Annotated in this window: 25 protein-coding genes; 13 read left to right on the top strand and 12 right to left on the bottom strand. The window is 64.8% G+C overall.

Annotated features, from left to right (window positions below):
- Window positions 1-10 precede the first annotated feature (10 nt).
- From IC232_RS16495 to IC232_RS16475, 5 genes are all read left to right on the top strand, one after another.
- Window positions 11-601 (top strand): histidine phosphatase family protein, encoded by a 591-nt coding sequence (locus tag IC232_RS16495; RefSeq protein WP_190846075.1) that lies wholly within the window; start codon window positions 11-13, stop codon window positions 599-601.
- A 257-nt stretch (window positions 602-858) separates the two neighbouring features.
- Window positions 859-1,875: a YeiH family protein gene (locus tag IC232_RS16490; protein ID WP_190846074.1), complete on the top strand. Its 1,017-nt coding sequence runs from the start codon at window positions 859-861 to the stop codon at window positions 1,873-1,875.
- 184 nt (window positions 1,876-2,059) lie between these two features.
- Window positions 2,060-2,362: a 4a-hydroxytetrahydrobiopterin dehydratase gene (locus IC232_RS16485; RefSeq protein WP_036346523.1), complete on the top strand. Its 303-nt coding sequence runs from the start codon at window positions 2,060-2,062 to the stop codon at window positions 2,360-2,362.
- Window positions 2,363-2,365: 3 nt separating this feature from the next.
- Window positions 2,366-2,770 carry a GFA family protein gene (locus tag IC232_RS16480; RefSeq protein ID WP_190846073.1) on the top strand — a complete coding sequence of 135 codons (405 nt, stop codon included), beginning with the start codon at window positions 2,366-2,368 and terminating at the stop codon, window positions 2,768-2,770.
- A gap of 254 nt (window positions 2,771-3,024) precedes the next feature.
- Entirely contained in the window at window positions 3,025-3,948 is a 924-nt protein-coding gene (locus tag IC232_RS16475) for a calcium-binding protein (protein ID WP_190846072.1), read from the top strand.
- 61 nt (window positions 3,949-4,009) lie between these two features.
- Here the strand turns inward: IC232_RS16475 and IC232_RS16470 are convergent, their stop codons facing one another.
- The gene (locus tag IC232_RS16470; RefSeq protein ID WP_190846071.1) at window positions 4,010-4,795 is read right to left on the bottom strand and encodes an SDR family NAD(P)-dependent oxidoreductase; all 786 of its coding nucleotides are present in this window, start codon (window positions 4,793-4,795) and stop codon (window positions 4,010-4,012) included.
- A gap of 80 nt (window positions 4,796-4,875) precedes the next feature.
- On the opposite strand from IC232_RS16470, the gene IC232_RS16465 reads away from it, so the two are divergent.
- From IC232_RS16465 to IC232_RS16450, 4 genes are all read left to right on the top strand, one after another.
- A complete protein-coding gene (locus IC232_RS16465) occupies window positions 4,876-5,268 on the top strand; it encodes a YkvA family protein (RefSeq protein WP_190846070.1) in 393 nt (130 codons plus the stop codon).
- Window positions 5,269-5,732: 464 nt separating this feature from the next.
- Window positions 5,733-6,446, top strand: a complete 714-nt coding sequence (locus IC232_RS16460) for a hypothetical protein (RefSeq protein WP_190846069.1) — start codon at window positions 5,733-5,735, stop codon at window positions 6,444-6,446.
- 406 nt (window positions 6,447-6,852) lie between these two features.
- Complete coding sequence (rlmN, locus tag IC232_RS16455; RefSeq protein ID WP_246812251.1) at window positions 6,853-8,055, top strand: 23S rRNA (adenine(2503)-C(2))-methyltransferase RlmN; 1,203 nt, start codon at window positions 6,853-6,855, stop codon at window positions 8,053-8,055.
- 89 nt (window positions 8,056-8,144) lie between these two features.
- Entirely contained in the window at window positions 8,145-8,639 is a 495-nt protein-coding gene (locus IC232_RS16450) for a hypothetical protein (protein WP_190846068.1), read from the top strand.
- Here IC232_RS16450 and IC232_RS16445 read toward each other — a convergent pair.
- Window positions 8,614-9,252 (bottom strand): LysE family translocator, encoded by a 639-nt coding sequence (locus tag IC232_RS16445; RefSeq protein ID WP_190846067.1) that lies wholly within the window; start codon window positions 9,250-9,252, stop codon window positions 8,614-8,616. The two genes, IC232_RS16450 and IC232_RS16445, sit on opposite strands and share 26 nt — an antisense overlap.
- A gap of 147 nt (window positions 9,253-9,399) precedes the next feature.
- Here IC232_RS16445 and IC232_RS16440 point away from each other — a divergent pair, with 147 nt between their 5' ends.
- From IC232_RS16440 to IC232_RS16430, 3 genes are all read left to right on the top strand, one after another.
- Window positions 9,400-10,005: a LemA family protein gene (locus IC232_RS16440; protein ID WP_190846066.1), complete on the top strand. Its 606-nt coding sequence runs from the start codon at window positions 9,400-9,402 to the stop codon at window positions 10,003-10,005.
- A 183-nt stretch (window positions 10,006-10,188) separates the two neighbouring features.
- On the top strand, window positions 10,189-10,932 hold the full coding sequence (locus IC232_RS16435) for a TPM domain-containing protein (protein ID WP_190846065.1): 744 nt from the start codon (window positions 10,189-10,191) through the stop codon (window positions 10,930-10,932).
- Complete coding sequence (locus IC232_RS16430; RefSeq protein WP_190846064.1) at window positions 10,933-11,544, top strand: TPM domain-containing protein; 612 nt, start codon at window positions 10,933-10,935, stop codon at window positions 11,542-11,544. It abuts the gene before it with no gap.
- Window positions 11,545-11,592: 48 nt separating this feature from the next.
- On the opposite strand, the gene IC232_RS16425 is transcribed toward IC232_RS16430, so the two are convergent.
- The 9 genes from IC232_RS16425 to IC232_RS16385 all read right to left on the bottom strand — a co-directional run bounded on the left by IC232_RS16425 (window position 11,593) and on the right by IC232_RS16385 (window position 19,660).
- On the bottom strand, window positions 11,593-12,348 hold the full coding sequence (locus IC232_RS16425; RefSeq protein WP_190846063.1) for a DUF1223 domain-containing protein: 756 nt from the start codon (window positions 12,346-12,348) through the stop codon (window positions 11,593-11,595).
- Window positions 12,349-12,461: 113 nt separating this feature from the next.
- The gene (locus IC232_RS16420) at window positions 12,462-13,421 is read right to left on the bottom strand and encodes a lipid A biosynthesis lauroyl acyltransferase (protein ID WP_312895182.1); all 960 of its coding nucleotides are present in this window, start codon (window positions 13,419-13,421) and stop codon (window positions 12,462-12,464) included.
- Window positions 13,422-13,529: 108 nt separating this feature from the next.
- Window positions 13,530-14,552: a zinc-binding dehydrogenase gene (locus IC232_RS16415; protein ID WP_190846062.1), complete on the bottom strand. Its 1,023-nt coding sequence runs from the start codon at window positions 14,550-14,552 to the stop codon at window positions 13,530-13,532.
- 176 nt (window positions 14,553-14,728) lie between these two features.
- A complete protein-coding gene (locus IC232_RS16410; RefSeq protein WP_190846061.1) occupies window positions 14,729-15,535 on the bottom strand; it encodes an MBL fold metallo-hydrolase in 807 nt (268 codons plus the stop codon).
- 28 nt (window positions 15,536-15,563) lie between these two features.
- On the bottom strand, window positions 15,564-16,310 hold the full coding sequence (locus tag IC232_RS16405; RefSeq protein WP_190846060.1) for an SDR family NAD(P)-dependent oxidoreductase: 747 nt from the start codon (window positions 16,308-16,310) through the stop codon (window positions 15,564-15,566).
- Window positions 16,311-16,312: 2 nt separating this feature from the next.
- On the bottom strand, window positions 16,313-17,593 hold the full coding sequence (locus IC232_RS16400; protein ID WP_190846059.1) for a beta-ketoacyl-ACP synthase: 1,281 nt from the start codon (window positions 17,591-17,593) through the stop codon (window positions 16,313-16,315).
- 10 nt (window positions 17,594-17,603) lie between these two features.
- Complete coding sequence (locus IC232_RS16395) at window positions 17,604-18,725, bottom strand: beta-ketoacyl-ACP synthase (RefSeq protein WP_190846058.1); 1,122 nt, start codon at window positions 18,723-18,725, stop codon at window positions 17,604-17,606.
- Window positions 18,725-19,186, bottom strand: coding sequence for a 3-hydroxyacyl-ACP dehydratase FabZ family protein (locus tag IC232_RS16390; protein ID WP_190846057.1), 462 nt, complete (start codon window positions 19,184-19,186; stop codon window positions 18,725-18,727). The genes IC232_RS16395 and IC232_RS16390 overlap by 1 nt, the downstream gene beginning before the upstream one ends.
- Window positions 19,187-19,378: 192 nt before the next feature.
- Window positions 19,379-19,660: an acyl carrier protein gene (locus IC232_RS16385; protein ID WP_009490841.1), complete on the bottom strand. Its 282-nt coding sequence runs from the start codon at window positions 19,658-19,660 to the stop codon at window positions 19,379-19,381.
- A gap of 306 nt (window positions 19,661-19,966) precedes the next feature.
- Between IC232_RS16385 and IC232_RS16380 the strand changes: the two genes are divergently transcribed.
- A complete protein-coding gene (locus tag IC232_RS16380; RefSeq protein WP_190846056.1) occupies window positions 19,967-20,689 on the top strand; it encodes a fused DSP-PTPase phosphatase/NAD kinase-like protein in 723 nt (240 codons plus the stop codon).
- Window positions 20,690-20,878: 189 nt separating this feature from the next.
- On the opposite strand, the gene IC232_RS16375 is transcribed toward IC232_RS16380, so the two are convergent.
- The gene (locus IC232_RS16375; RefSeq protein WP_190846055.1) at window positions 20,879-22,660 is read right to left on the bottom strand and encodes an ABC transporter ATP-binding protein; all 1,782 of its coding nucleotides are present in this window, start codon (window positions 22,658-22,660) and stop codon (window positions 20,879-20,881) included.
- Between the last annotated feature and the right edge of the window lie 62 nt (window positions 22,661-22,722).

Below are 22,722 nucleotides of genomic sequence, written 5' to 3'. Positions count from 1 at the left end.
AGCCACGGTCATGGCTTCGCTCATTTTTCTGACGCATCCCGAAGTGGTCATCGACCCGGACCAGCCGATCACCGAATGGCCGCTCAATTCCACCGGTCGTGCCCGCATGGAGCGGTTCGTGGATCTGCTCGCAGACCGCACCATCACGGCCGTTCATGCGAGCACCGAGCGGAAAGCGCGGGATGGCGCCGCGATCGTGGCGGAGCGGCTCAACCTGCCTTACGCAACGCATGAGGGTCTCGGCGAGAACGACCGCTCGTCCACGGGCTTCATCGCGCCGCCGGAATTCTGGGCGGTGGTGCGCGACTTCTTCGGCCGCCCGCACGAGAGCATCCGCGGCTGGGAGCGCGCCATCGACGCGCAGGCACGCATCGTGACGGCCGTGAGCCGCATTCTGCGCGAAGATCAGACCTCCGGCGACATCGTCATCGTGTCCCACGGCGCCGTGGGCTGCCTGCTCACGGCTCATCTGCAGACAGTGGAGATCGGCCGCGAAAGCCGTCCGCAGCATCCGGGCGGCGGCTGCTTCATCGTCATCGACCGGGACACGGTTACGCTGACGCAGAACTGGCGCGCGATTGAGGATGGGTTTGGGGACTAGCGTTTACTTAGCCACTGTCATTCCGGGGCCGCGCAGCGGAGCCCGACCCGAAGGGCCGCGCCGAAGGCGTGGAAATTCATAACCGCTAACGATGCAGACAGAAGCGCAACACTGCTCGCCCTAACCTGGAGATGTCGTGTTTATGGATTCCGGGCTCGCCTGCGGCGCCCCGGAATGACCCCCGATCCGATTGCGCTTGCATCCTGTCAACCTTGCGAATAGCCCGTCCTAACGACACGCAGGACTGAACCGATCCAATGATCCGCATTCCTCTCGCGCAACTGGCGCCGGGCACCGCCCTTTGCGCAGCGATTGCGTTTGCCGCCATGGGCCTTCAACGGATCGAGGAGCACTGGACCGGCCGACCGTGGCTCGAGGCGCTCGTCATCGCGATCCTGCTCGGCACTCTCCTGCGCACCCTGTGGACGCCCAGCCGGCGCTGGGCCCCGGGCATCGGCTTTTCCGCCAAGACCCTGCTCGAGATCGCCGTGATGCTGCTCGGCGCCTCGATCAGCTTTCAGGCAGTGCTCGATGCAGGCTTCGCCCTCATCATCGGCATCGCGGTCGTGGTGGCCGTGGCGCTCGGTGCAAGCTACGCCCTCGGCCGGATGCTCGGCCTGCCGAAGCGCATGGCGGTGCTGGTGGCCTGCGGCAACGCGATCTGCGGCAACTCGGCGATCGCGGCGGTTGCGCCGGTGATCGGCGCGAGACCTGCGGATGTAGCCTCGTCCATCGCCTTCACGGCCATCCTCGGCGTGATCGTCGTGCTCGCCCTGCCCCTGCTGGTGCCGCTCATCGGCCTGTCGATGACGCAGTACGGCGTGCTGGCGGGCCTCACGGTCTATGCGGTGCCGCAGGTGCTGGCCGCCACCATGCCGGTCGGTCTCGTGAGCACACAGCTCGGCACCCTCGTGAAGCTCGTGCGCGTGCTGATGCTCGGTCCGGTGGTCATCGGGCTGTCACTCTTCGCGAGCCAACAGGCAGAAGGCCCAAGAGCGAGACTTGCCCTCAACCGGCTCGTACCCTGGTTCATCGTCGGCTTCTTAGGCCTCGCCCTGCTGCGTTCCCTCGGCGCCATTCCCGAAGCGCTCCTGCAGATCGTGATGCCGACTGCGACGCTCCTCACGGTTATCTCGATGGCGGCACTTGGACTCGGTGTTGACCTCAAAGTGTTGGGCAAGGTCGGCGGGCGGGTGACGCTCGCCGTGACGGTTTCTCTCCTGGTGCTGATTGCGGTCAGCCTGGGGCTCATTCGCGTGCTCGCTATTCCATAAGCCATCATTGTCGTCCCCGGCGCACGAAGTGCGGGTAGAGGATCCATCGTGCAGAGCGTGTGGGTGGATTCCCTTCCCCTCCGCTGCGCGTCCTTCCGGGAATGACATGAGGGCATGAGCCCTTGAAACCGCGCCACGCCGCTTCATGACTAGAGACATCGTTTCTAAAAAGTGAAGCCTGCTCATGCCCCGACTGTCCGATTCTGAGCGCCAGGAACTCCTCCCCGCCCTCGACGGCTGGGCGATGGTCGAAGGCCGCGATGCGATCACCAAGCGTTTCGTCTTCGACGATTTCAGCCAGGCTTTCGGCTGGATGACCCGCGTGGCGCTCGCAGCCGAGGCCATGAACCACCATCCCGAATGGTCCAACACCTACAACAGGGTCGAGGTCACGCTGGCGACCCACGATGCCAAGGGCCTCACGCGCCGCGACGTCGAACTCGCGCAGCGCATGGACCAGATGGCTGCCGGACTGACCAAGAGGTAGGCCATGGCCAAACCCCGCACCCTGACGGGCGGCTGCGCCTGCGGCCAGCTGACGTTCAAGACCACGGGCGAGCCGAAGCGCGTGGGCCTGTGCCATTGCATGACATGCCGCAAGATCAGCGGCGCGCCCTTCAATGCCTTCGTGATCTACCCCGTCGATCAGGTGACGATCACAGGACAAATCCGAACCTGGTCCGCCACGCCGGAATCCGAGCGCTGCTTTTGCCCCGTCTGCGGCTCGCAGGTGTTCGACCGGGATGCAGGCGACGAGATCGAGATCAAGCTCGGCGCCTTTGACGAGCCAAACCTCTTCACGCCGACCTACGAGGCCTGGATCAAGCGCCGCGAGACCTGGCTCTGCACCCCGGATCTCAAGAGCTTTCCCGAAAACCGGGGCGAAGTTCCTTGAAAGCTCTGCCCACTAGGATCAGAACTGTCTATTAAAAGAGTATTCCATGGTCCTTTATAGCTGATTTCAATGTTCACCCCTCCAATCGGAGGGTTTAACATAAGATTTTATTCTAATTCTTTCTTACAAATTAAGTATAGTTCTTATGTAAACTGATTTTATTGGTAAAATCGACTTGACTAAGCTGCTCATTGAATGGCCAAGGTACCTTTATTGCACATCATGCAATATTTCAGACCTTAATGAGCAGACCTATGGCAAAATTGAATCAGAGAATCCTCAAGACAAAGCCGACCCAAACGCCGCCGGAATCCGAGAAGTTCAGCATTGTGGTGGATGGTACCGACGGAAAGGACGTGCTGTTTGCAACCCGTGGCCATGACACGATCAATGGCGGCGCAGACAACGATCTTCTGTTCGGTCTCGGCAACCGCGGCGGAGCAGACGGTCACGACAGGCTCTACGGCGGAGCTGGCGATGACACCCTCGTCGGCGGCCCGGGCGATGACCTCCTCGATGGCGGTGAGGGCGTTGACACTGCCGTTCTTTCCACGGACGTCGTCATGTGGATTCCGAAAGTGGGCGCCCGCGTGGATCTTGCCCTTTCCGGCGCTCAGAACACGCGCGTCGGAACGAAGACCTTCGTGTCAATCGAGAACCTGATCGGCACCCTCAAGGCCGATACGTTGAAAGGCAACGATTCCGACAACAGCTTTTTCGGTGACGTTGGCCACGATGCCCTCTGGGGCCGGGCTGGCCATGACGTGCTGGATGGCGGCATCGGCAACGACCGCCTCCATGGCGGCGATGGCGACGATCTCCTGATCGGCGGTCTCGGTCAGGATCGGCTCACCGGCGGCAGCGGCAATGACACCTTCGCGTTCACGCTCAAGGCAGCGAAGGGCGGAAACGTCGATGTCGTCACCGACTTCAAGTCAGGAGAGGACAAGATCAAGCTGTCGGGTCCCGATCTCAGCAGCTTCAAAGAGGGCGATTTCCTGGCCGAGAAGGCTTTCCATGTCGGAGCGCAAGCCCGGGATGGGGAGACCCGTGTGTTCTACAATGAGGACAACGGAACGCTCTTTTTCGATGCAGATGGCACAGGTGCCCAGGCCGCCGTGCAGATCGCGAAACTCAGCAAGAGCCTTGGTCTGACCCACACTGACCTCGTACTCTGACAAGCACAGTTTAAGAGAGCGGGCTGTCGCCATGGCGACAGCCCGCTGATGTTGTTCAAACCTACTTCGGCTGCATGCGCAGCGCGCCGTCGAGGCGGATGCCTTCGCCGTTGAGCATGTCGTTCTCGATGATGGCCTTGACGAGATTCGCATATTCCTCGGGCCGGCCAAGGCGGGACGGGAACGGCACGTTGGCTTCTAGCGCCTTGCGGTAATCCTCCGCGATGCCCTCGAAGAGCGGCGTGTGGAACAGGCCCGGCATGATGGTCATCACCCGGATGCCGAATCCCGAAAGATCGCGCGCGACGGGAAGCGTCAGGCCCAGCACGCCGCCCTTGGAGGCGGCATAGGCGGCCTGCCCGATCTGACCGTCTTGGGCTGCCACCGACGAGGTGTTGACGATGACGCCGCGCCCGCCGTCCAGCGTGACCGGGTCCAGGCCCGCCATGGCGGCCGCGCATTTCGAGATCATCGCGTAGGTGCCGATGAGGTTGATCTCCACCGCGCGGCGGAAGCTCGCCAGATCATGGGGGATCAGTTCGCCGGTGTCGCGCTTCTTCGCCACCGTGCGCTTGCCCGGCGCAATGCCGGCGCAGTTCACCAGAACGCGCTCGATGCCGTTCGCCGCGCGCGCTTCGGCCAGCGCCGAATCGATCGAGGCCTCGTCCGTGACGTCGGCTCGGCAGAAGACGGCGCCGATGTCGCGGGCAACCTCGCCGCCGCGCTCGGCGTTCATATCGAGAATGGCCACCTTTGCGCCGCTGGCCGCGAGCATGCGGGCCGTGGCCTCGCCGAGGCCCGAAGCGCCTCCGGTGACGATGGCTGCCATCAATTTGTCGAGCTTCATCGCTTTTCTCCCTGTGTGGGGACACCTCTTACGGTATCCTCGACGGAACGGGAACGCAGACCATGGAAGGAACAGACCGGATGAGCGAACCCTTCGTGAAGCCTTTCACCAAGGCCGAGATGGAGGCCATGCGCCAGGCGACCCGAGACGAGGAAGGCCTCAAGCGCCGCTTCTGGGAAAAACTCAAGCGTGTTGCCGGCAAGATCCCCTTCGCCGAGGATCTCGTGGCCGCCTATTTCTGCGCCACCGACCCCTCGAGTCCGAGCCGCGTGAAGCTGATTCTCATCGGGGCCATTGCATATTTCGTGTTCCCGACCGATGCGATCGCCGACCTCCTGCCGCTCATCGGCTTTGCCGACGACGCAGCCGTGCTTGCAGCAGCCATCACCCAGGTGGCCGGGTCCATCACCGAAGATCACCGGGAGAAGGCCCGCAAGACCTTGGCCGAGACGCAAGGTGAAGCTCAGCAATAGTCCAGGCAGGCCGCACCCAATAAGAATATGTACTTATTGAAATGTTATTGCTTGTCGTTATAAGTGATTCTATTAGCAACGAAGTGATTTCAACTCCTCCGACGATTTCAAAAACGAACAAGCTTTGAAGGATACTGGACGGGTCGCGCAAGCGGCCCTTTTTATTGGGCACAAGCATCGGACCCAAACGTGGACTTGCACGTTTGGGATCCAATCCGATGCTTCTTCATAGATGAGAGCATCGTTTGGAGCGGACCCGGAGGGCCACGCGATGCTTCCTTCTTGGAAGAGAGCATCGTACCGGGCGGAAAACCGGATCCACTTTTCCGCGCAATGCTTTAGCGTTCAGCTCGAACCGGCATCCTTGAAGCAACCGCCACGTTTCGACGCATCGCCAATCTCCCGGCGCGGCCTTAACGGAGGTGGTGAAAAGTTCTTAACCATCGGCTTGTATCGTCCCGCCCATGACCTCTGCATCTCTCCAGCGCGGCATCGCCGCGGGCATTCTATCCGCCCTCGTCGCCATCGGAACCGGACCTGCAGCCCTGGCTCAGGCCCAGCGTTCGACGCAGCCATCCACCCGCTCGGCGCCCGCCAAGCCTGCAGCTAAGCCGGCTGCCGCAGCGAAGCCCTCTGCTGCCAAGACCACGCCGGCCAAGCCCGCAGCAGCAGCGGGCGCAGCCGCCGGAGCGGCGGCCGCTGCCAGCACGGCCAAGCCTGCCCGGGCCGCGAGCCCCGGCGGCTCGCTCGTGACGTCCTACGGCGACTGGGAGGTCTACATGGCCCAGAGCGGGCGCTCGAAGATCTGCTATGCGCTCAGCCGCCCGAAGGACACGTCGCCCAAGACGGCCAGCCGCGACCCAGCCTATCTCTTCGTTTCCTTCCGCCCGGCGGAGAACGTGAGGAACGAGGTGGCGTTCGAATTCGGCTTCACGGCCAAGGAGAACGGTCCCGCCGAGGTTTCCGTCGGCAACACGTCCTATGCTCTCCTGGCCAAGGCCAGCAATGCCTGGCTGAAGAACCCGGCCGAGGAAGGCCAAGCCATCGCCACCATGGCGAAGAGCGGCACCATGACGGTGAAGACGCAATCGGCCCGCGGTTCGAGCCTGACCGACCGTTATTCCCTCAACGGCTTCAACAAGGCCCTGGAGCACGCCCGCAAGGAATGCGCTTCGTAGAACGCGCCCCTAAGCCCTCATCCTGAGGAGGTCACGCAGTGACCGTCTCGAAGGATCAGGGCGTCTCCAGTGCTCTCTGGACCCTCCCTCGAGACGCAGCTGCGCTGCTCCTCAGGATGAGGCGAGAGGTTGATCACGAGGTCTAGGGACGAATATGGCCGGAACGGTTGAAAACCAGCATTCCAATGAGCATCTTCCGGGCCTGAGGCCCGGATTTTGCGTTTAGGCGCTCACTTTTCCGGCGCAATCGTGTTATAAGCCCGCCGAACTCCCAACAACGAAGGCATGATCTCCCATGGCGACGGTGCTCGACATCGCCAAGCGCAACCCCAATGCGGCTCCCGTGGCCGTGAGCGATGCCGCGCGCGCGGCCGGGTTCATCGAAAAGACCGCGGAGCTGAACGTGATGGCGGGCGCTGCCCCCGGCGGCGCTTCGCTCGTCGGCCTCACCCGCGATCAGCTGAAGGACTCGCTGGCAGCCATCGGCGTGCCGGAGCGCGAGCTCAAGATGCGCGTAGCCCAGCTTTGGCACTGGATCTATTTCCGGGGCGCCAAGGACTTCGCCGAGATGACCAATATGGGCAAGCAGCTGCGCGCCAAGCTGGCAGCCGCCTATACGCTCGGCCGCCCGCAGGTGGTCTCTGAGCAGGTCTCGAAGGACGGCACCCGCAAGTGGCTGATCCGCATGGCCTCGACCGGTCCGCTGGACAAGGGCGCGGAGATCGAGTGCGTGTACATTCCGGAGGTCGACCGCGGCACGCTGTGCGTGTCGAGCCAAGTCGGCTGCACGCTCACCTGCTCCTTCTGTCACACGGGCACCCAGCGCCTCGTGCGCAACCTGACCTCGGCCGAGATCGTGGCGCAGCTCATCGTCGCCCGCGATGCCATCGGCGACTGGCCCGGCGCCACCCCGCCGGAAGGCGCCTTCGTGCCCAACGATGGCGGGCGCTTCGTGTCCAACATCGTGTTCATGGGCATGGGCGAGCCGCTCTACAACACCGACAACGTGGTGGCCGCCATCGAGGTGATGTCGGACGGCGAGGGGCTGACCCTGTCGCGCCGGCGCATCACGGTCTCCACCTCCGGCGTCGTGCCGCAGATGGAGCGCTTAGGCAGCGAGGCCAACACCATGCTGGCGATCTCGCTCCATGCCGTGCGCGATGAACTCCGCGACGAGCTAGTGCCGATCAACCGCAAATACGACATCCAGCAGCTGCTCGATGCCTGCCGGGCCTATCCGGGCCTGTCGAATGCGCGCCGCATCACGTTTGAGTACGTGATGCTCAAGGGCGTGAACGATTCGGATGCGGACGCGCGCAAGCTCGTCCAGCTGCTGAAGGGCATTCCGGCGAAGATCAACCTGATCCCGTTCAACCCCTGGCCTGGCTCGAAATACGAGTGCTCGGACTGGGAGCGGATCGAGCGCTTCTCCGAGATCGTCTACCGCGCCGGCTACGCCTCTCCCGTGCGTACCCCGCGCGGCCGCGATATCCTGGCCGCTTGCGGCCAGCTCAAGAGCGAGACCGAAAAGCTGCGCGCCCGCGCCCGCATGATGGCCGAACAGGGCATCGGGGCCGAGGGCGTGTATGCGGTGAGGGATGGCGAGTAGAACCTGAAAGGCATCGCGCTGACCTTGAGAGCGGTGCTTTCTTCACAGCCTGACTGGCGCATGCTCTGAGGCTCCCTTAGTTATGGGCCATGATCCGCTGGCTCATCCTCATCCCTTTTGCGCTCCTCATCGCCATCGGCGCGAGCGGCACGTTCTTCCTCATCGCCTCCATAGTCGACCCGGTGATGGCTCTGCTGACCGGCGATACGCTGTTCGTCGGCTTCTGGTCGTTGATCGATGCGGTGTTTGCAGCAGAAGATCCCGGCCCGATCGTGGAGGATGCGTTCCTGGCGGTTGGCCGGATCATGTTCACGCTGCTGATCTTCCCACCGCTGCTAGTCGCCATCGTCAGCGAGGTGCTGGGGATGCGCAGCCTTCTGTGGCACGTGCTGGCGACCGCGGTCCTGACCGCGGCGGTGCCGTGGATCCTGCGCGGACAGGCGCGGATCGCCAGCCCCGAGGAGCTGCATGTGAGCCTCATTCTGGGACTGACCGGCGCGGTGGCCGGCCTCGTCTATTGGGCGATCATCGGCGGACGCGAGCCGCGGCGGCGAAACCCTACCGCGCCGTTGTCAGAATCTTGACGGCAAAGACCGAGAAGAGGCCGGCGAAGGAATAGTCGATTCCCCGCATGAGCTTCGGGCGGCCGCGCAGGAGAGAAATCAGCTTGTCGGCGCCCAGGATCATGAGCACACCCATCGGGGTGTTCAGCGCGACGAAGTAGAAGCCGAGGAACAACAGCTTGTCGGCCGCATGCGGATCGCTGGCATCCACGAATTGCGGCAGGAACGTCACGAAGAACAGCACCACCTTGGGGTTCGTGAGATTGATGCCCACACCCATGAAGAAGGTCTTCCAGAACGAGATTTCCGTCCGGCCTTCCTCCTTCACGCTCAGGGCGGAGCCATGGCGCACAGCATCGAACGCCATCCAGAGCAGGTAGAGCGCACCAACGATCTTCAGCACCGTGAAGGCAGTGACGGAGGCCGCCAGGAGTGCCGAGAGCCCCAGCGCCGCGAGCAGCGTATGGACGCAGCACCCCGCCGTCGCACCCAGCATTGAGGCCATGCCGGCCTTGCGCCCCCCTGACATGGTTTTTGCCAGGAACAGGCTCATGTCGGGACCCGGCGTGATGAAGAGCAGGATCGCGGCCAGAGTGTAGGTGAGCAGGGTACCGACGTCAGGCAGGAAGGTCATGGGTCGAATCTTGTCGCTAAGGCCGTGGGATCATGCCTCAATCCCGTGTGCACGGCCACCCCAAAGCCGCTTGTTGAAATGCCGCCCCTGCTCCATGTGTTGATCCGGGCGGGGTAAGAAGAACCAAAAACCGCGAAAAGGACACACATGACCGCATTGCTCTCAACCGCCCGGATCCGCTTAGGCCTGATGGGCCTGATCCTGGCGTTCGGATTGTCGGCCTGCGGCATCAACAACGTCCCGACCCTGGAGGAGCAGGCCAAGGCCGCCTGGAGCGAGGTGCAGAACCAGTATCAGCGCCGGGCCGATCTCATCCCGAACCTCGTCGAGACGGTCAAAGGCTTCGCCCAGCAGGAGCGCGAGGTGCTGACCCAGGTGACGGAAGCCCGCGCCCGCGCCACGCAGGTGCAGGTCGACGCCTCCACCGTGACCGACCCGGACAAATTCCGCCAGTTCCAGGAGGCGCAGAACCAGCTCTCCGGCGCGCTCGGCCGGCTGCTCGCCACCGTCGAGCGCTACCCAGAGCTGAAATCCAACGCCAACTTCCTGGCCCTGCAATCGCAGCTCGAGGGCACCGAGAACCGCATAGCCGTCGCCCGGCGCGACTACATCTCCACCGTTCAGGCCTACAACACGGAGCTGCGCACGATCCCCGGACGCTGGATCGCCGGCATTCTCTATCCGGAGGCCAAGCCCATGGAGACGTTCACCGCAACAGCCGGATCGGACCGCCCGCCGCCGGTGAAGTTCTAGTCCATGACGCAAGCTGCCGGTCTTCCCTCCCCCTTGCGGGGAGGGATTGAGGGTGGGGGTCGGACAGTCGGAGCGCTGCCTTTCATGGTCAAAGCACGCAGTCGCTACAGAGCCGACTTACCCAGGCACTCACCCGTTCGGACCACCCCCACCCCTGCCCCTCCCCGCAAGGGGTGGGGAAGGATGGTGGCGCTCATCATCGCTCTCCTGACCTTCCTTTTCTCCCTCCCCGCCCTCGCCCAGGCCTTCCCACCGCTCACCGGCCGCGTGGTCGATGCAGCGAACCTTCTGAAGCCCGAGGAGCGGTCAGCACTTGAAGCGAGGCTCAAGGCTCATGAGGACAAGACCACCGACCAGGTGGTGGTCGCGACCCTGCGCTCGCTGGAGGGCTATGAGATCGAGGACTACGCCAACCGCCTGTTCCGGCACTGGCAGCTCGGCCAGAAGGGCAAGGACAACGGCGCCCTGCTCCTCGTGGCGCCGCAGGAGCGCAAGGTGCGCATCGAGGTGGGCTATGGGCTGGAGGGGGCTCTCACCGATGCCCTGTCGAAGGTCATCATCAGCACGGCCATTGCACCGCAGTTCCAGAAGGGAAACTTCGCGGGCGGCATCGATGCGGGCGCCGATGCCATGCTGTCGATTCTCACCGGCGATGCGGAGGAGTGGCAGCGCCGCGCTGAAGTACGCGAGGACAGCACCACCGCCATCGATCCTGTCATCGCCTTCATCATCCTGCTGATCCTCTTCTTCCTGATCTCGCGCCTGATGGGTGCGGGCCGACGGCAGGGCATCCGGCGCGGCCGCCATGGTCCATGGATCGTCACCACGGGCGGGTGGGGCGGCGGGGGTGGGTGGTCCGGCGGGAGCGGCGGGTTCTCGGGAGGAGGCGGCTCGTCGGGCGGCGGCGGCGCTTCGGGGAGCTGGTAGATGATCTCAAGCGACGAACAGGCCCGTCTGGCCAGCGTGATCGGCGATGTGGAGGACGACACCTCCGGCGAGATCATTCTTGTGATCGCGGAGCAGGCCGGGCACTACCGCGCCGTTCCGCTGCTCTGGGCCATGCTCATGGCGCTCGTCACGCCCTGGCCGCTGATCTGGCTCACAGACATCAGCACCTCGCGCATTGTCCTGATTCAACTCGCGGTCGCGCTCGCATTGAGCCTCGTGCTCTCCTGGCCGAAGCTGCGCTTCGCCTTGGTGCCGCGTTCCATCAAGCACGCTCAGGCGCACGAGGCAGCCTCGCGCGAGTTCCTGCGGCGCGGGATGACCCGCACCGGGGAGAAGACCGGCGTGCTGATCTATCTGGCGCTCGCCGAGCACCACGCCGAGATCCTGGCCGACACGGGCGTTGCCGACCGGGTGGATCCGGGAATCTGGGCCGACATCATTGCTGACCTGACGGCGGCGATCCGTGCCGGCCGGATGATCGACGGCCTGGAGGAGGCCATTCGGCGCACGGGCGCGATCTTGGCTGAGCACGCCCCTCCCCGCCTCGACGACGTGGACGAGCTGCCCAACAAGGTCATTCTGCTGGATTAGAGCATCTTTCCACGCAAAAGTGGGCACCGGTTTTGCGTGGAAAGATGCTCAGAGCCCGGGGCCTTTCGCAGCGCCGAGAATGAGGCCGGGCCGGGCGGCATCGGTGCCTTGCAGGAGCACCACATAGGCGTCGCCGCCCTTGCGTGCCATGTCGAGCGGCACATCGAAGCGGGCGGAGCCGCCGCGCCATTCGCCGACCCGGTTCAGGCCGCGCACCACATTGGCGTAGGTGATGGTCTTGCCGCGGTTCTCGCCGCGCTCGATCGGCACTGTCTGCGATCTCAGCACGGGCAGGATCCAGATCTCGGCCTCGCGCTGTGTGGTGTCGGGGGTCTCCTCGACCGTGATGGTGACCGTGTCGTTGTGCTCATTGACGACGACATTCACCGGCAGGGTCCTGCGCCCCTTCGTGGTGACCTGGATCGCCTTTTCGACCTGAGCCCGGTCGGACCCGATGGAGGACTTCTTGCCGTTGACGATCATCTGCGGCGTGAAGACCTGCCGGTCGCTGCGGGAATGGGCATAGGCCTTCTGGCGCTCGGTGAAGGCCACATGGGCCAGCGTGTCCTTCCAGCCGAGATAATCCCAGTAATTGACCGGCAGCGACAGCGCCACGATGTCCGGCTGGCGGGAAAACTCCACCAGAAGCTCGTCCGCCGGCGGGCAGGAGGAGCAGCCCTGGCTGGTGAAGAGCTCGACCACTGCGCGCGGCGGCTCTGCCCACGCGGGCTGCAGGAACGCGGCCAATCCAAGAGCCGCCAGCGTCAATCTCAATCGGAACACCATGATACCGCCATCGAACACGAATTCCGGTTCAAGGTGAACTCACTTTACCTTGAGCGCCAGCGCATCGTGCGAAAAAGTGGATCCGGTTTTTCGCACTCAACGATACGCTCTTCAACGATTGGAGCATCGGATCAGATCCCAAAAGTGGAATCCACTTTTGGGTCCGATACTTTGGCAGGCACCCGCCAGCGGCGATGCATCCACAGCCATTGCTCGGGATATTCCCGCACCCATTCCTCCACCACGGAGGTCATGGCCTGCATGGCGCCCTGCACGTTGATCTGCCCGTCAGGATCGCGCGGCAGATCGAGAGGCGGCGTGAGCTGGAGGCGGAAGCGGTGATTGGGCAAACGGATCACCCGCACCCCATGGACAGGGCAGTCGAACCGGCGGGCGAATTTTCCCAGGATCGGGTTCACCAGGGCCGGACGACCCATGAAGCTGACGATCACCCCGCGGGTGAAATGCTGGTCGATGAGCATGCCGAGATGCCCGCCCTTTTCCAGCGCTCCCTGCATGGCGAAGGCGGCGCCCTGGCGGGCCGCCTCCAAGTTGCCCATGGTCTCGCTGCGGATCTCATGCAGCACGCGGGCGATGGCCGGATCGTTGGGCGCGCGGAACACCGCCGTGGTGTCGAGCCCGAAGCGGGCCGCGCAGATCGCCGGCAATTCCCAATTGGCCAGATGGGCCGAGAAGATGAGGCCCGGCTTGCCGTCATCGCGAAGCTCAAGGAAGTGGTCGATCCCGTCGACCTCGGTGCGGCCGGGAACATCGCTCTCGGGATCGAAGTCGAACAGACGGCCGAGATGGGGGTATTCGCCGGCCGTGCGGCCGAGATTGTCCCAGGCGGCCATGGCGAGCCCCTTGACCTCGGCGTCCGATTTCTCCGGATAGACCGCGCGGATGTTCGCGAGGGCCGTCTTGTGGGCGCGAAGCAGCGGACCGAAGGTGCGGGTCAGCGCCGCGCCCACGGCACCGGAGCGCTCGGGGCCGAGTGCCCGCGCCAGGCCGAAGACGCCGCGCACGACGCCGACCATGACCGTCTCGGTCAGGCGCGAGACGAGGCTGCGGGGGCGGTGGGGCTGCTGCACGTTGTCGGGATCCTGGCCTGAAAAGAAGCTCCCTGGGTCTTTCCGCGGGGAGACGGTTTCGTCAAGGTCTTCCGTCGCCGCTCATTGTTCCAGCGGCCGGCTTCCGGCTCAGAACGTCACGAGCACCTTGCCGAAGACCTTGCGGCCCTCGAGCCGCTCCAGTCCCTGCTGGAACTCGTCGAGCGGGAAGACCGCATCGATCACCGGGCTCATCCCTTGGGCCATCTTGTCGAGCGACTGGCTGATGTTCTCGATCCGGCAGCCGAAGGAGCCGAAGATGCGGTACTGCTGCTGGAAGAGCTGCATCAGGTTCATGGTGGTGGAGACGCCCGAGGTGGAGCCGCAGGTGACGAGCCTTCCGCCGCGCTTGAGGCAGAGAAGCGAACCGTTCCAGGTCTCGGCGCCCACATGCTCGAACACCACGTCGACGCCCTTGCGCTTGGTGAGGCGTCTCACCTCGCCCTCGAAGCGCTCGGTGCGGTAGTTGACCACGTAATCGGCGCCCAGGGCCTTCGCCTTCTCGCCCTTCTCGTCGTCGCCCACCGTCGTGTAGACCGTGCAACCGATGGCCTTGGCCATCTTGATCGCCGCCGTGCCGATGCCGGAGCCCCCGGCATGGACGAGGATCGACTCACCCGGCTCGAGCTTGGCGTTGTCGAACAGCATGTGCTGCACGGTGCCGAAGCCGATGGGCGCGCAGGCCGCCTGCTCGAAGGACACTCCGTTCGGCACCGGGATCACGAGACGCTCCGGCCGGTTGATCAGTTCGCGAGCAAAGCCGTCGATGTGAAAGCCCATGATGCCGGCGACGTTTTCGCAGAGATTGTCCCAGCCTTTGCGGCAGGCCGCACAATGGCCGCAGGTCTCGGCCCCGTACATGGTGACCGGATCGCCCGCCTTGAACCGCGTGACGCCCTCGCCCACGGCCGCAATCTCGCCCGAGGCCTCGACACCCACCGCCTGGGGCATCTTGCGCTTGGCAAACGCCATGCCGCGAAAGCCCCAGACATCGAGGAAGTTCAGCGCCAGCGCCTTCACCCGCACCTGCACCTCGCCGGGAGCGGGCGGCGGTGGCGCGTCGATCTCGGTGATGCGAAGGTCACGGTCGCCGAAGAGCTGGAGGGAGCGCATGGGTAAAATCCTGTTCGGCGTCAACCCCAGACCTGTTCCAGGGATCAGCGTCTTGCTGGGCAAAACGTGGATGGCCGGGACAAGCCCGGCCATGACGTGGAGAAACTGTTTGCGGGGGCTTAAAGCGCGTTGGGGCGGATGGCAAGGTCCGTGACCTCGGCGCCATAGCGACCTGCTCAGTCACGGATCGCAGTCAAGTATCGTTCGATGGAGCGGGCCACCGCCGCCTTTCCGTCCTGCGAGATATGCCGCTGTGCAGAGGTCCCGAAGATCCGCTCGAACGGGTAAGGAGCCACGGCCGCACCGATCCGCTCCACGGCGGGGCGATTGAGCGGAATGGCGTTGGGATAGCTGCGCATGAAGCTGACGTGGCGGCGATCCTGGAGAACCGAGAGGCTGTCCCCCACGAACAGATCGCCCCGGCCATCCGCGCCGGCTGCATGATGCAGCACCGTGCTGCCCTCGAAATGCCCGCCGGTGCGGATCAGTGTAAAGCCTGATGCGATCTCAAGGGCTTCGCCCGACCAGAACCGGATTGCCCGGTGTGGGTTCATCACCCATAGGCGGTCATCCTCGTGCAGATAAACCGGCACACCCCCGAACGCTTCGCTCCATTCCGCATGTGCTGAGTAGAAATGCGGATGCGAGATCGCAATGGCCTTGAGGCCGCCCATGCTGCGGATGCGCTCGACCGCCTCGCCCGTCACCAGGGGCACACAATCCCACAGAATCACGCCATCTCCCGAAGGTATTGCGAGCGCACGCTGCCCAATGGCAAAATCAGGATCGATCCCGATACCGATGGGGCCACCTTCCTCGGTGAAGACGTTGCGATGCCTCGCACGCAATTCCTCGCAGGTCGTCCATTCCTGTCCGGACCAGCGCACATACTGGCGCTCGTCCTCGCAGATCGGACAAGCGGGAGGCTGTGCTGACGTCTCTGCAAACTGGGTGCCGCACTGAACGCACACGAACCGGGTCATGAGGGCTCCTGCCAGGGCATGAAGCGGATCAGCGATGCACACCGAGCATCGAGGTCAGCCCGCCGTCGATGGGCAGAACCGTGCCGGTGATGTAGGCGGCGGGCTCGCTCAGGAGGAAGGCGGCGAGGCCGGCGATCTCCTCAGGCTTCGCGAAGCGTCCGGCCGGGATCTGCTTTTCCATGTTGTCGCGATAGGCCGCATACGGCGCCATCATGTCCGTATCGATGAAGCCCGGGGCGATCACGTTGACGGTGACGCCGCGCTTGGCCGTCTCGACAGACAACGTGCGGCAATAGGAGATCAGCGCCCCCTTGGACGCGGCATAGGCCGCGTTGCCGGGGTTGCCCTGGAGCGCCGCCACCGACCCGATAGCGACGATGCGGCCCTGCTTGGCGCGGATCATGCCGCGCATGAGCGCCTTGGCGATGCGGGTCAGCGACCAGAAGTTCACCTGCATGGCCGCTTCGGCCTTGTCCTGCTGCATCATGGCGGCGAGCGCATCGTAGGGCTGACCCGCATTGTGGATGAGCCCGAAGAAGCTCTCGCCCTCGATGGTCTCGCAGAAGGCTTCCAGCGCCGCCTTGTCGGCGAGATCAACCTCATGGGCCTTGATGATACGGCCGGCATCCGCCTGCATCAGCTCCTGGCTAAGCGCCTTCGCGGCGTCACCGGACGAGCGATAGGTGAAGTCGACATCGTGGCCGGCCGCCACGAGCGCCCGCACGATGGCGGCACCGACGCCCTTGCCGCCGCCCGTCACCAGAACCCGAGTCATGATCAAGCCCCTTTCGGCTCGGCCCCGAAGACCAGGCAGGTGTTCTGGCCGCCGAAGCCGAAGGAGTTCGAGAGCACGTAATTCACCTGCGCGTCGCGGGCGACGTTGGGCACCACGTCGAGCGGGATAGCCGGGTCCGGCACCTGATAATTGATTGTCGGGGCGATGCGGCCGGTGCCGATGGTCATGAGCGACATCACCGCCTCGACCGCACCGGCGGCCGTGAGCGTATGGCCGATCATCGACTTGTTGGATGAGATCGGAACGCTTGCCATGCGCTCGCCGAACACGGCGGTGCAGCTCATGGCCTCCATCTTGTCGTTCTCCGGCGTCGAGGTGCCGTGGGCGTTCACATAATCGATGTCGTCGGGTGCGAGGCCCGCATCCTCCAGCGCCTGCCGGATCGCCGTGATGGCCGGCATGCCGTCCGGGGACGAGCGGGTGCGGTGAAATCCGTCGCCCTTCTCGCCGCAGCCGAGCACATAGCCAAGAATCTTGGCACCGCGCGCCTTCGCCTTCTCGGCGTCCTCCAGCACGAGCGCCGCGCCGCCTTCGCCCATGACGAAGCCGTCGCGGTTCTTGGAGAAGGGTTTTGACGCCCCTTCCGGGTTGTCGTTCTGGGTCGAGAGCGCCGAGAGCAGGGAGAAGCGGATCAGCGATTCCGGGTTCACGGAGCCGTCGGTGCCGATGCACAGCGCGGCATCGGTCTCGCCCCGGCGGATCGCCTCGACGCCGAGCTGGATCGCCGTGGCGCCGGACGAGCAGGCGGTCGAGAGTGAGATCGGCGAGCCCCTGGTGCCGAAGCGATCGGCCACCCGGTCGGCCACCGTGCCGAAGATGAAGAGATCGTGCCACGGCTTGAAGCGGCCCGTGGCCGCGGCCTTGAGAAGATCCTTGTAAGTCACCTCATCGCTTTGGCCCGCAGCCTCAGCCAGGGCTTGGCGCTGCGGCCATTCCATCTCGACGGGCGGCACGGCGATGAACAGCGCGCCCGGGAAATCGCTGGACGCCAGCCCCGACTGCCCCACCGCCTCTTCGGCCGCCAGCATGGCGAGTCGCTCGGACAGCATGGGGGCGCAGAAGGGCTCCACATCGACCGAGTCGATGGTGCCGGCGATCGTGGTGCGCAGCCGTTCCGTGGGGAAGCGCTCGATGCGGTGGATGCCGGACTGGCCGGCCGTCAGCGCGGCCCAGGTGTCGTCCTTGCCCTGGCCGAGGGACGTGACCACGCCCATGCCGGTGACGGCAACGAGCGGGCGGCCCTGTTTGTCGCGAAGCGCCATAGCCTTCTCCTCAAGCCTTGGTGAGCCGGATGGCGCCTTCGCCGCGCCAATGTCCGATGGAGGTGACGAGCGCCTCGCTCGGCCCGCCTCCGGCAATCAGGTCGGCGGCCAGCGCGACGCCGATGGGCGCCTGGGCTTCCATGGTGTGGCCGACGAGATCGCCGGTCGCGTGGATGGCGGCGCCTGGCGCGATGTCCTTGAGCGCCGCCCGTTCCTCGTCCGTGATGCCCTTGATGCCCGTGGCGCCGGAGATCACCAGTTCGGGCTTGGCCCCGAGCTGCCGCGACAGGCCATGAAGCGCGCCTTCGACGCTGCCGGGCTGGCGGCGGGAACGGTCGGAGGCGACGCCCGCGATGGCCGCAAGGGGCTTTGCGCCGCGAGCGGCGGCGTGCTCGCGGGATTCGAGCACCAGGAAGCAGCCCCCGCTGCCGAGGATCATACCGCCGCCATCGGCGGAACGCTCCCAGACGGGTGCGTAGGGCTTCTTCCAGAGGAAGCCGCCCATCTCGTAGATGAGGAGCACGTCGGGCCGCTCGGCATTGTACGAGCCGCCGACGAGGAAGATCTCGTCCTGGCCCGAGGCGATGCGCTCGCGGGCGATGCGGATGGCATCGACGCCGCTCGATTCCTCGCCCATGAAGGTGCGGGACGCGCCGGTCACCCCGTGGACGATGGAGATGTTGCCGGCGAGCAGGTTGGAGAGCTGCGCGAGAAAGAGGGTCGGGCGCAGGTCGCCCATCAGGCGCTCGTTGAGGATGACGCCGGGGTTGTCGGCCTGGCGCAATCCCGTGAGGATCTGCCCGTCGACCGCGTAATCCCGCTCGCCGCCGCCGGCCGAGACGATAAGCTGCATGCGGCCTTTTAGAGCCGCATCGTCCTTGGCGCCGGCCGCGTCGAGGGCGAGGCCCGCCGCATAGCAGCCGAGCTTCTGCCACGGCTCCATCTGGCGCTGATCGGATTTCTTCGGGATCTGCCGGTCCCATTCGAGGGGAACAGCCGGGTGGACCGGGAAGGGCTCGAAACTGGCCGCGTCCGTGTTCGGGCTGCCGCCGGCCAGCGCCGTCAGGTGCGCCTCAAGGCCTTCTCCCGCCGAGGAGGCGAGGCCCACTCCCGTAATGACGACATCGCGCATCAGACACTCTCCTCCAGGAGGCCGATGCGCCTGGCTTGCGCGCGCATCAGGCCGTCCATGCCGTCAGGAAAGGGCATGATCCGGAACCGCAGCTCCGCATCGCAGATCGGCTTGCCCTCGGCCGTGATCCTGGCCTTGGTCACCGCATAGCCCGAGCCTTCATGCTCCAGCGAAGCCGTGACGGTGAGCACCGTACCCGGTCCGACGAAGGTGCGAAAGCGCGCCTTGTCGACGCCCATCAGGAACGGCATGTGGGTGAAGCCCATGAGGCCGAGCACGAGATAGCCGGAGGCCTGGGCCATGGTCTCGGTGAGGAGAACGCCGGGCACAAGAGGGTGGCCGGGGAAATGCCCTTCGAAGACAGGGCTTTCCTGGGGGACCACGGAGGTCACCTCGATCCGCTTGGTCTCGCGGTCGAGGCTCGTCACCTGGTCGATCATTTCAAAATATTCGAGGCGCATGGTTTTGCAGAACCTGTCCCCCTCCCCCTTGTGGGGAGGGGCTAGGGGCGGGGGTGCCAGCGATGAACTGGACCAGCGTGACGCTTACACCCCCACCTCCAACTCCTCCCCTCAAGGGGGAGGAGGGCTGCGTCGCGCCTTGCATCCCGGCAAACCTCTTAGGGCTTAACCGCCGGGATGGTTGTCTTGTCTTCAGGCCTGCTTGGCGGCCACCAGCGCGTCGATGCGCGCCACGAGGTTCTTCAGCACGAAGTATTCCTCGGCCGGAGCCTTGCCCTCGTTCACTTCCTGGGTCCACTGCTCCAAAGGCAGCTTGATGCCGAAAGCCTTGTCGATCGCGAACGCGATGTCGAGGAAGGCGAGCGAGTCGATGCCCAGGTCCTCGATGGCGTGGCTCTCGGGCGTAATCTGCTCGCGCGGGATATCGGCGGTCTCTGAAATGATGCCGGCGACGGTCTCGAAGGTGGACGACATGACGCCGCTCTCCTGAAATGCATGTTGGTCTCAACGATGCGGCGCCGGCAAGCTTGGGAAGGCCGGTGTCCAGACGCTCTTGTCGTTGACGAGGGTTGTTTCGAAGCGCTCCCCTTACACGACAGGCGCCGGACCGGCAACCGATTGGTTGTATCGGGACGAATCAGCCTGCCGGGAGAGCGGGAACTTTGCCTGCGGCAACGGCATAGGAAGCAGCCGATTGATTATTCGGCCTCTATCGTCGATAAGGGCCGCCTTCGGGCTTGAACCGAATGATCTTACATAAAAAGAGATTGCTGGATCAACGTGCTCAACAGGTTCCTCAAGCCTGAAGTCCGCTATGCCCGCCGCATGGCCCGGATCGCCCGATGGGACAGACCCGTCGAGGGTCTGTCGGGACGCCTGCGCGCCTGGGCCCACATGCTCATCGCCGATCACGGCGTCTTCCGCCTTTTCTACCTGAACAAGCACCCGGTCACGGACCGGCTCTGGCGCTCGGCCCAGCCGGCTCCGCACCAGATCGCCGCCCTGAAGGCCGAAGGCATCAAGACCATCATCAACCTGCGCGGCGGCCGGGAGCACGGCTCGTGGCAGCTCCAGAAGGAAGCCTGCGACCGGCTCGGCATTGATCTGGTGGAGTTCGTGGTGCGCTCCCGCGGCGCACCGGACCGGGAGACCCTGCTCTCCGCCAAGGAATTCTTCGACACGATCGAATACCCTGCAGTGCTGCACTGCAAGTCGGGGGCGGACCGGGCGGGCTTCGTGGCCGCTCTCTATCTCGTGGTCTATGAAGGCAAGTCCATCGACGAGGCCCAGCGGCAATTGTCCATGCGCTATGGGCATTTCCGCTTCTCGAAGACAGGCATCCTGGACGCGTTCTTCGACCTCTACCGCCGCGACGGCGAAGCCAAGGGCATTCCGTTCCTCACCTGGATCGAAACCCGTTACGACGCGGACGATCTGGAGCGAAATTTCCGCTACGGTTTCTGGTCCCATCTCCTCGTCGACCGTATCATGCGGCGCGAGTAGGCCGCACGCGGCAGCCTCGTTGCCTCAGCCAGCCCCCTTCAGTCCTCATCCTGAGGAGGTCGCGGAGCGACCGTCTCGAAGGAGGATCCAGTGCTCTCTGGAGACGCCTCGCGCCCGGACAAAGTCCGGGACCTCAAGACGCTGCGCTCCTCAGGGTGAGGCTTCGTTGTATTTTGTTTTGTACAGACTTCAGGAGACCGCCAGGCTGGTCTCGCTGTCGTCGGACAGCTGCAGGCGGTGCAGGCGGGCATAGGCTCCCGCCTTGGCGATGAGAGCCTCGTGCGATCCTGTTTCCGCAACCCGGCCCTTCTCCATCACGACGATCTTCTCCGCGTTGCGGACCGTAGAGAGGCGGTGGGCGATCACCAGGGTGGTGCGGCCCTTCATGAGCTTGCGGATGGCATCCTGCACCAGCCGCTCCGATTCGGAGTCCAGCGCGCTCGTCGCCTCGTCGAGGAGCAGGATCGGCGCGTCCTTCAGGAAGGCGCGGGCCAGCGAAATGCGCTGACGCTCGCCGCCCGACATGCGCCCGCCGCCTGGCCCGACCACCGTGTCGTAGCCCTCCGGCATTCTCATGATGAAGTCGTGGGCCGCCGCCGCCTTGGCGGCATTCACGATCTCCTCGTCGGAGGCGTCGGACCGTCCGAAGGCAATGTTGGCCCGGATCGTGTCGTCGAAGAGGATCACGTCCTGGCTCACCACCGCAACAGCCTGCCTCAGGCTCGCCAGGGAGACGTCCCGCACGTCCTGCCCGTCGACCAGGACGGCGCCCCGGGTTGCATCGTAGAGGCGCGGCACGAGGGATAGGAGCGTCGACTTGCCCGAGCCGGAGCGGCCGACGAGTGCCGTCGTCTGCCCGGCCTCGGCCACGAGGGTGACGTGGTCGAGGGCCGCCGCCTCCCCGTCATAGGAGAAGGACAGGTCCGCAAACCGGATCTCGCCGCCCGCCAGCCGCAGGGGCTCGGCACCCGGCTTGTCCTGGATCCGGGGCGCCTGATCCATCACATCGAAGGTGCGATGCAGGGCTGCCGCCGCCTCCTGGACGATGGCATTGAGGTTGCCGAGCGCCCGAACCGGGTGTGCTGCCATGACAAGGGCGCTGACGAAGCCGGTGAAATCGCCCACGGTGCTGGCGCCGGAGAGAATGCGCTGGCCGATCAGCATCAACACGATGGCCACGGCGAGGCCGCCGCCCGTCTCCAGCACCGGATCCATCCGCCCGCGGGCGTTGGCCGCCTTCATCTTGAGGCTGCGGACATCGTCGAAGGTCTTAGCGGCCTTGGCCTTCAGGTAGCGCTCGAGCCCATAGGTCTTGGCGATGCGGGTGCCGGCGAGGCTCTCGGTGATGAGGCTCGCCATCACGCCGGTCTGCTCCTGGGTCGAGGCGGCCACCTGGCGCAGCCTGCGGCCGATCTTGTTGACCGGGTAGGCGAAGAACGGCGCGATCACGGCCGCCACGATGGTCAGCACCGGGTCGATCCAGAGCATGGCGGCGATCAACGCCATGAGGGTCGTCGACTCGCGCAGGAACACCGTCGACAGGCGGGTCAGCGCCTCCCGGATGAAGGAAAAGTCCGTGGTGAAACGCTGGGTGAGGGCGGCCGGGCTCTCCCGGTCGATCTGGGAGAGATCGGCCTCGATCATGTGGCCGTAGAGCGCCGTCTGCATGTCGGCCTCGATCCGGGTCACCACCTTGTTGGTGAGCACGGTGAGCGCAAGCAGCGAGAAGCCTTTGACGGAGGTCACGGCGATCACGAAGAGCGGGGCCAGCATGATGGCCCGGGCATCCTTCATGTCGAAGGCGTCGAAAGCCGCCTTGATCAGGACCGGGTAGAGCCCCGTCGCGCCCGACACCAATGCGACGAGCACGAGCACCACGGCCAGCGTCTTCCGGTGCGGACGCATCCAGTCCCGCCACAGACGGCTGATCAAGGGAAGGGTGTCGCCCCGAAGGTGGCTCTTGGACGCCATGGACTCTGTGAAATTCCCGATTGAAGGCTCGCGGTTAGCATGTGAACCGTTCTGCCGCAAAT

Origin of the sequence: Microvirga sp. (assembly GCF_014699075.1) — a bacterium.
Lineage (GTDB): Bacteria > Pseudomonadota > Alphaproteobacteria > Rhizobiales > Beijerinckiaceae > Microvirga.
Note: the sequence above shows the minus strand (reverse complement) of the source record. Positions and strands in the feature narration are given on the sequence as shown.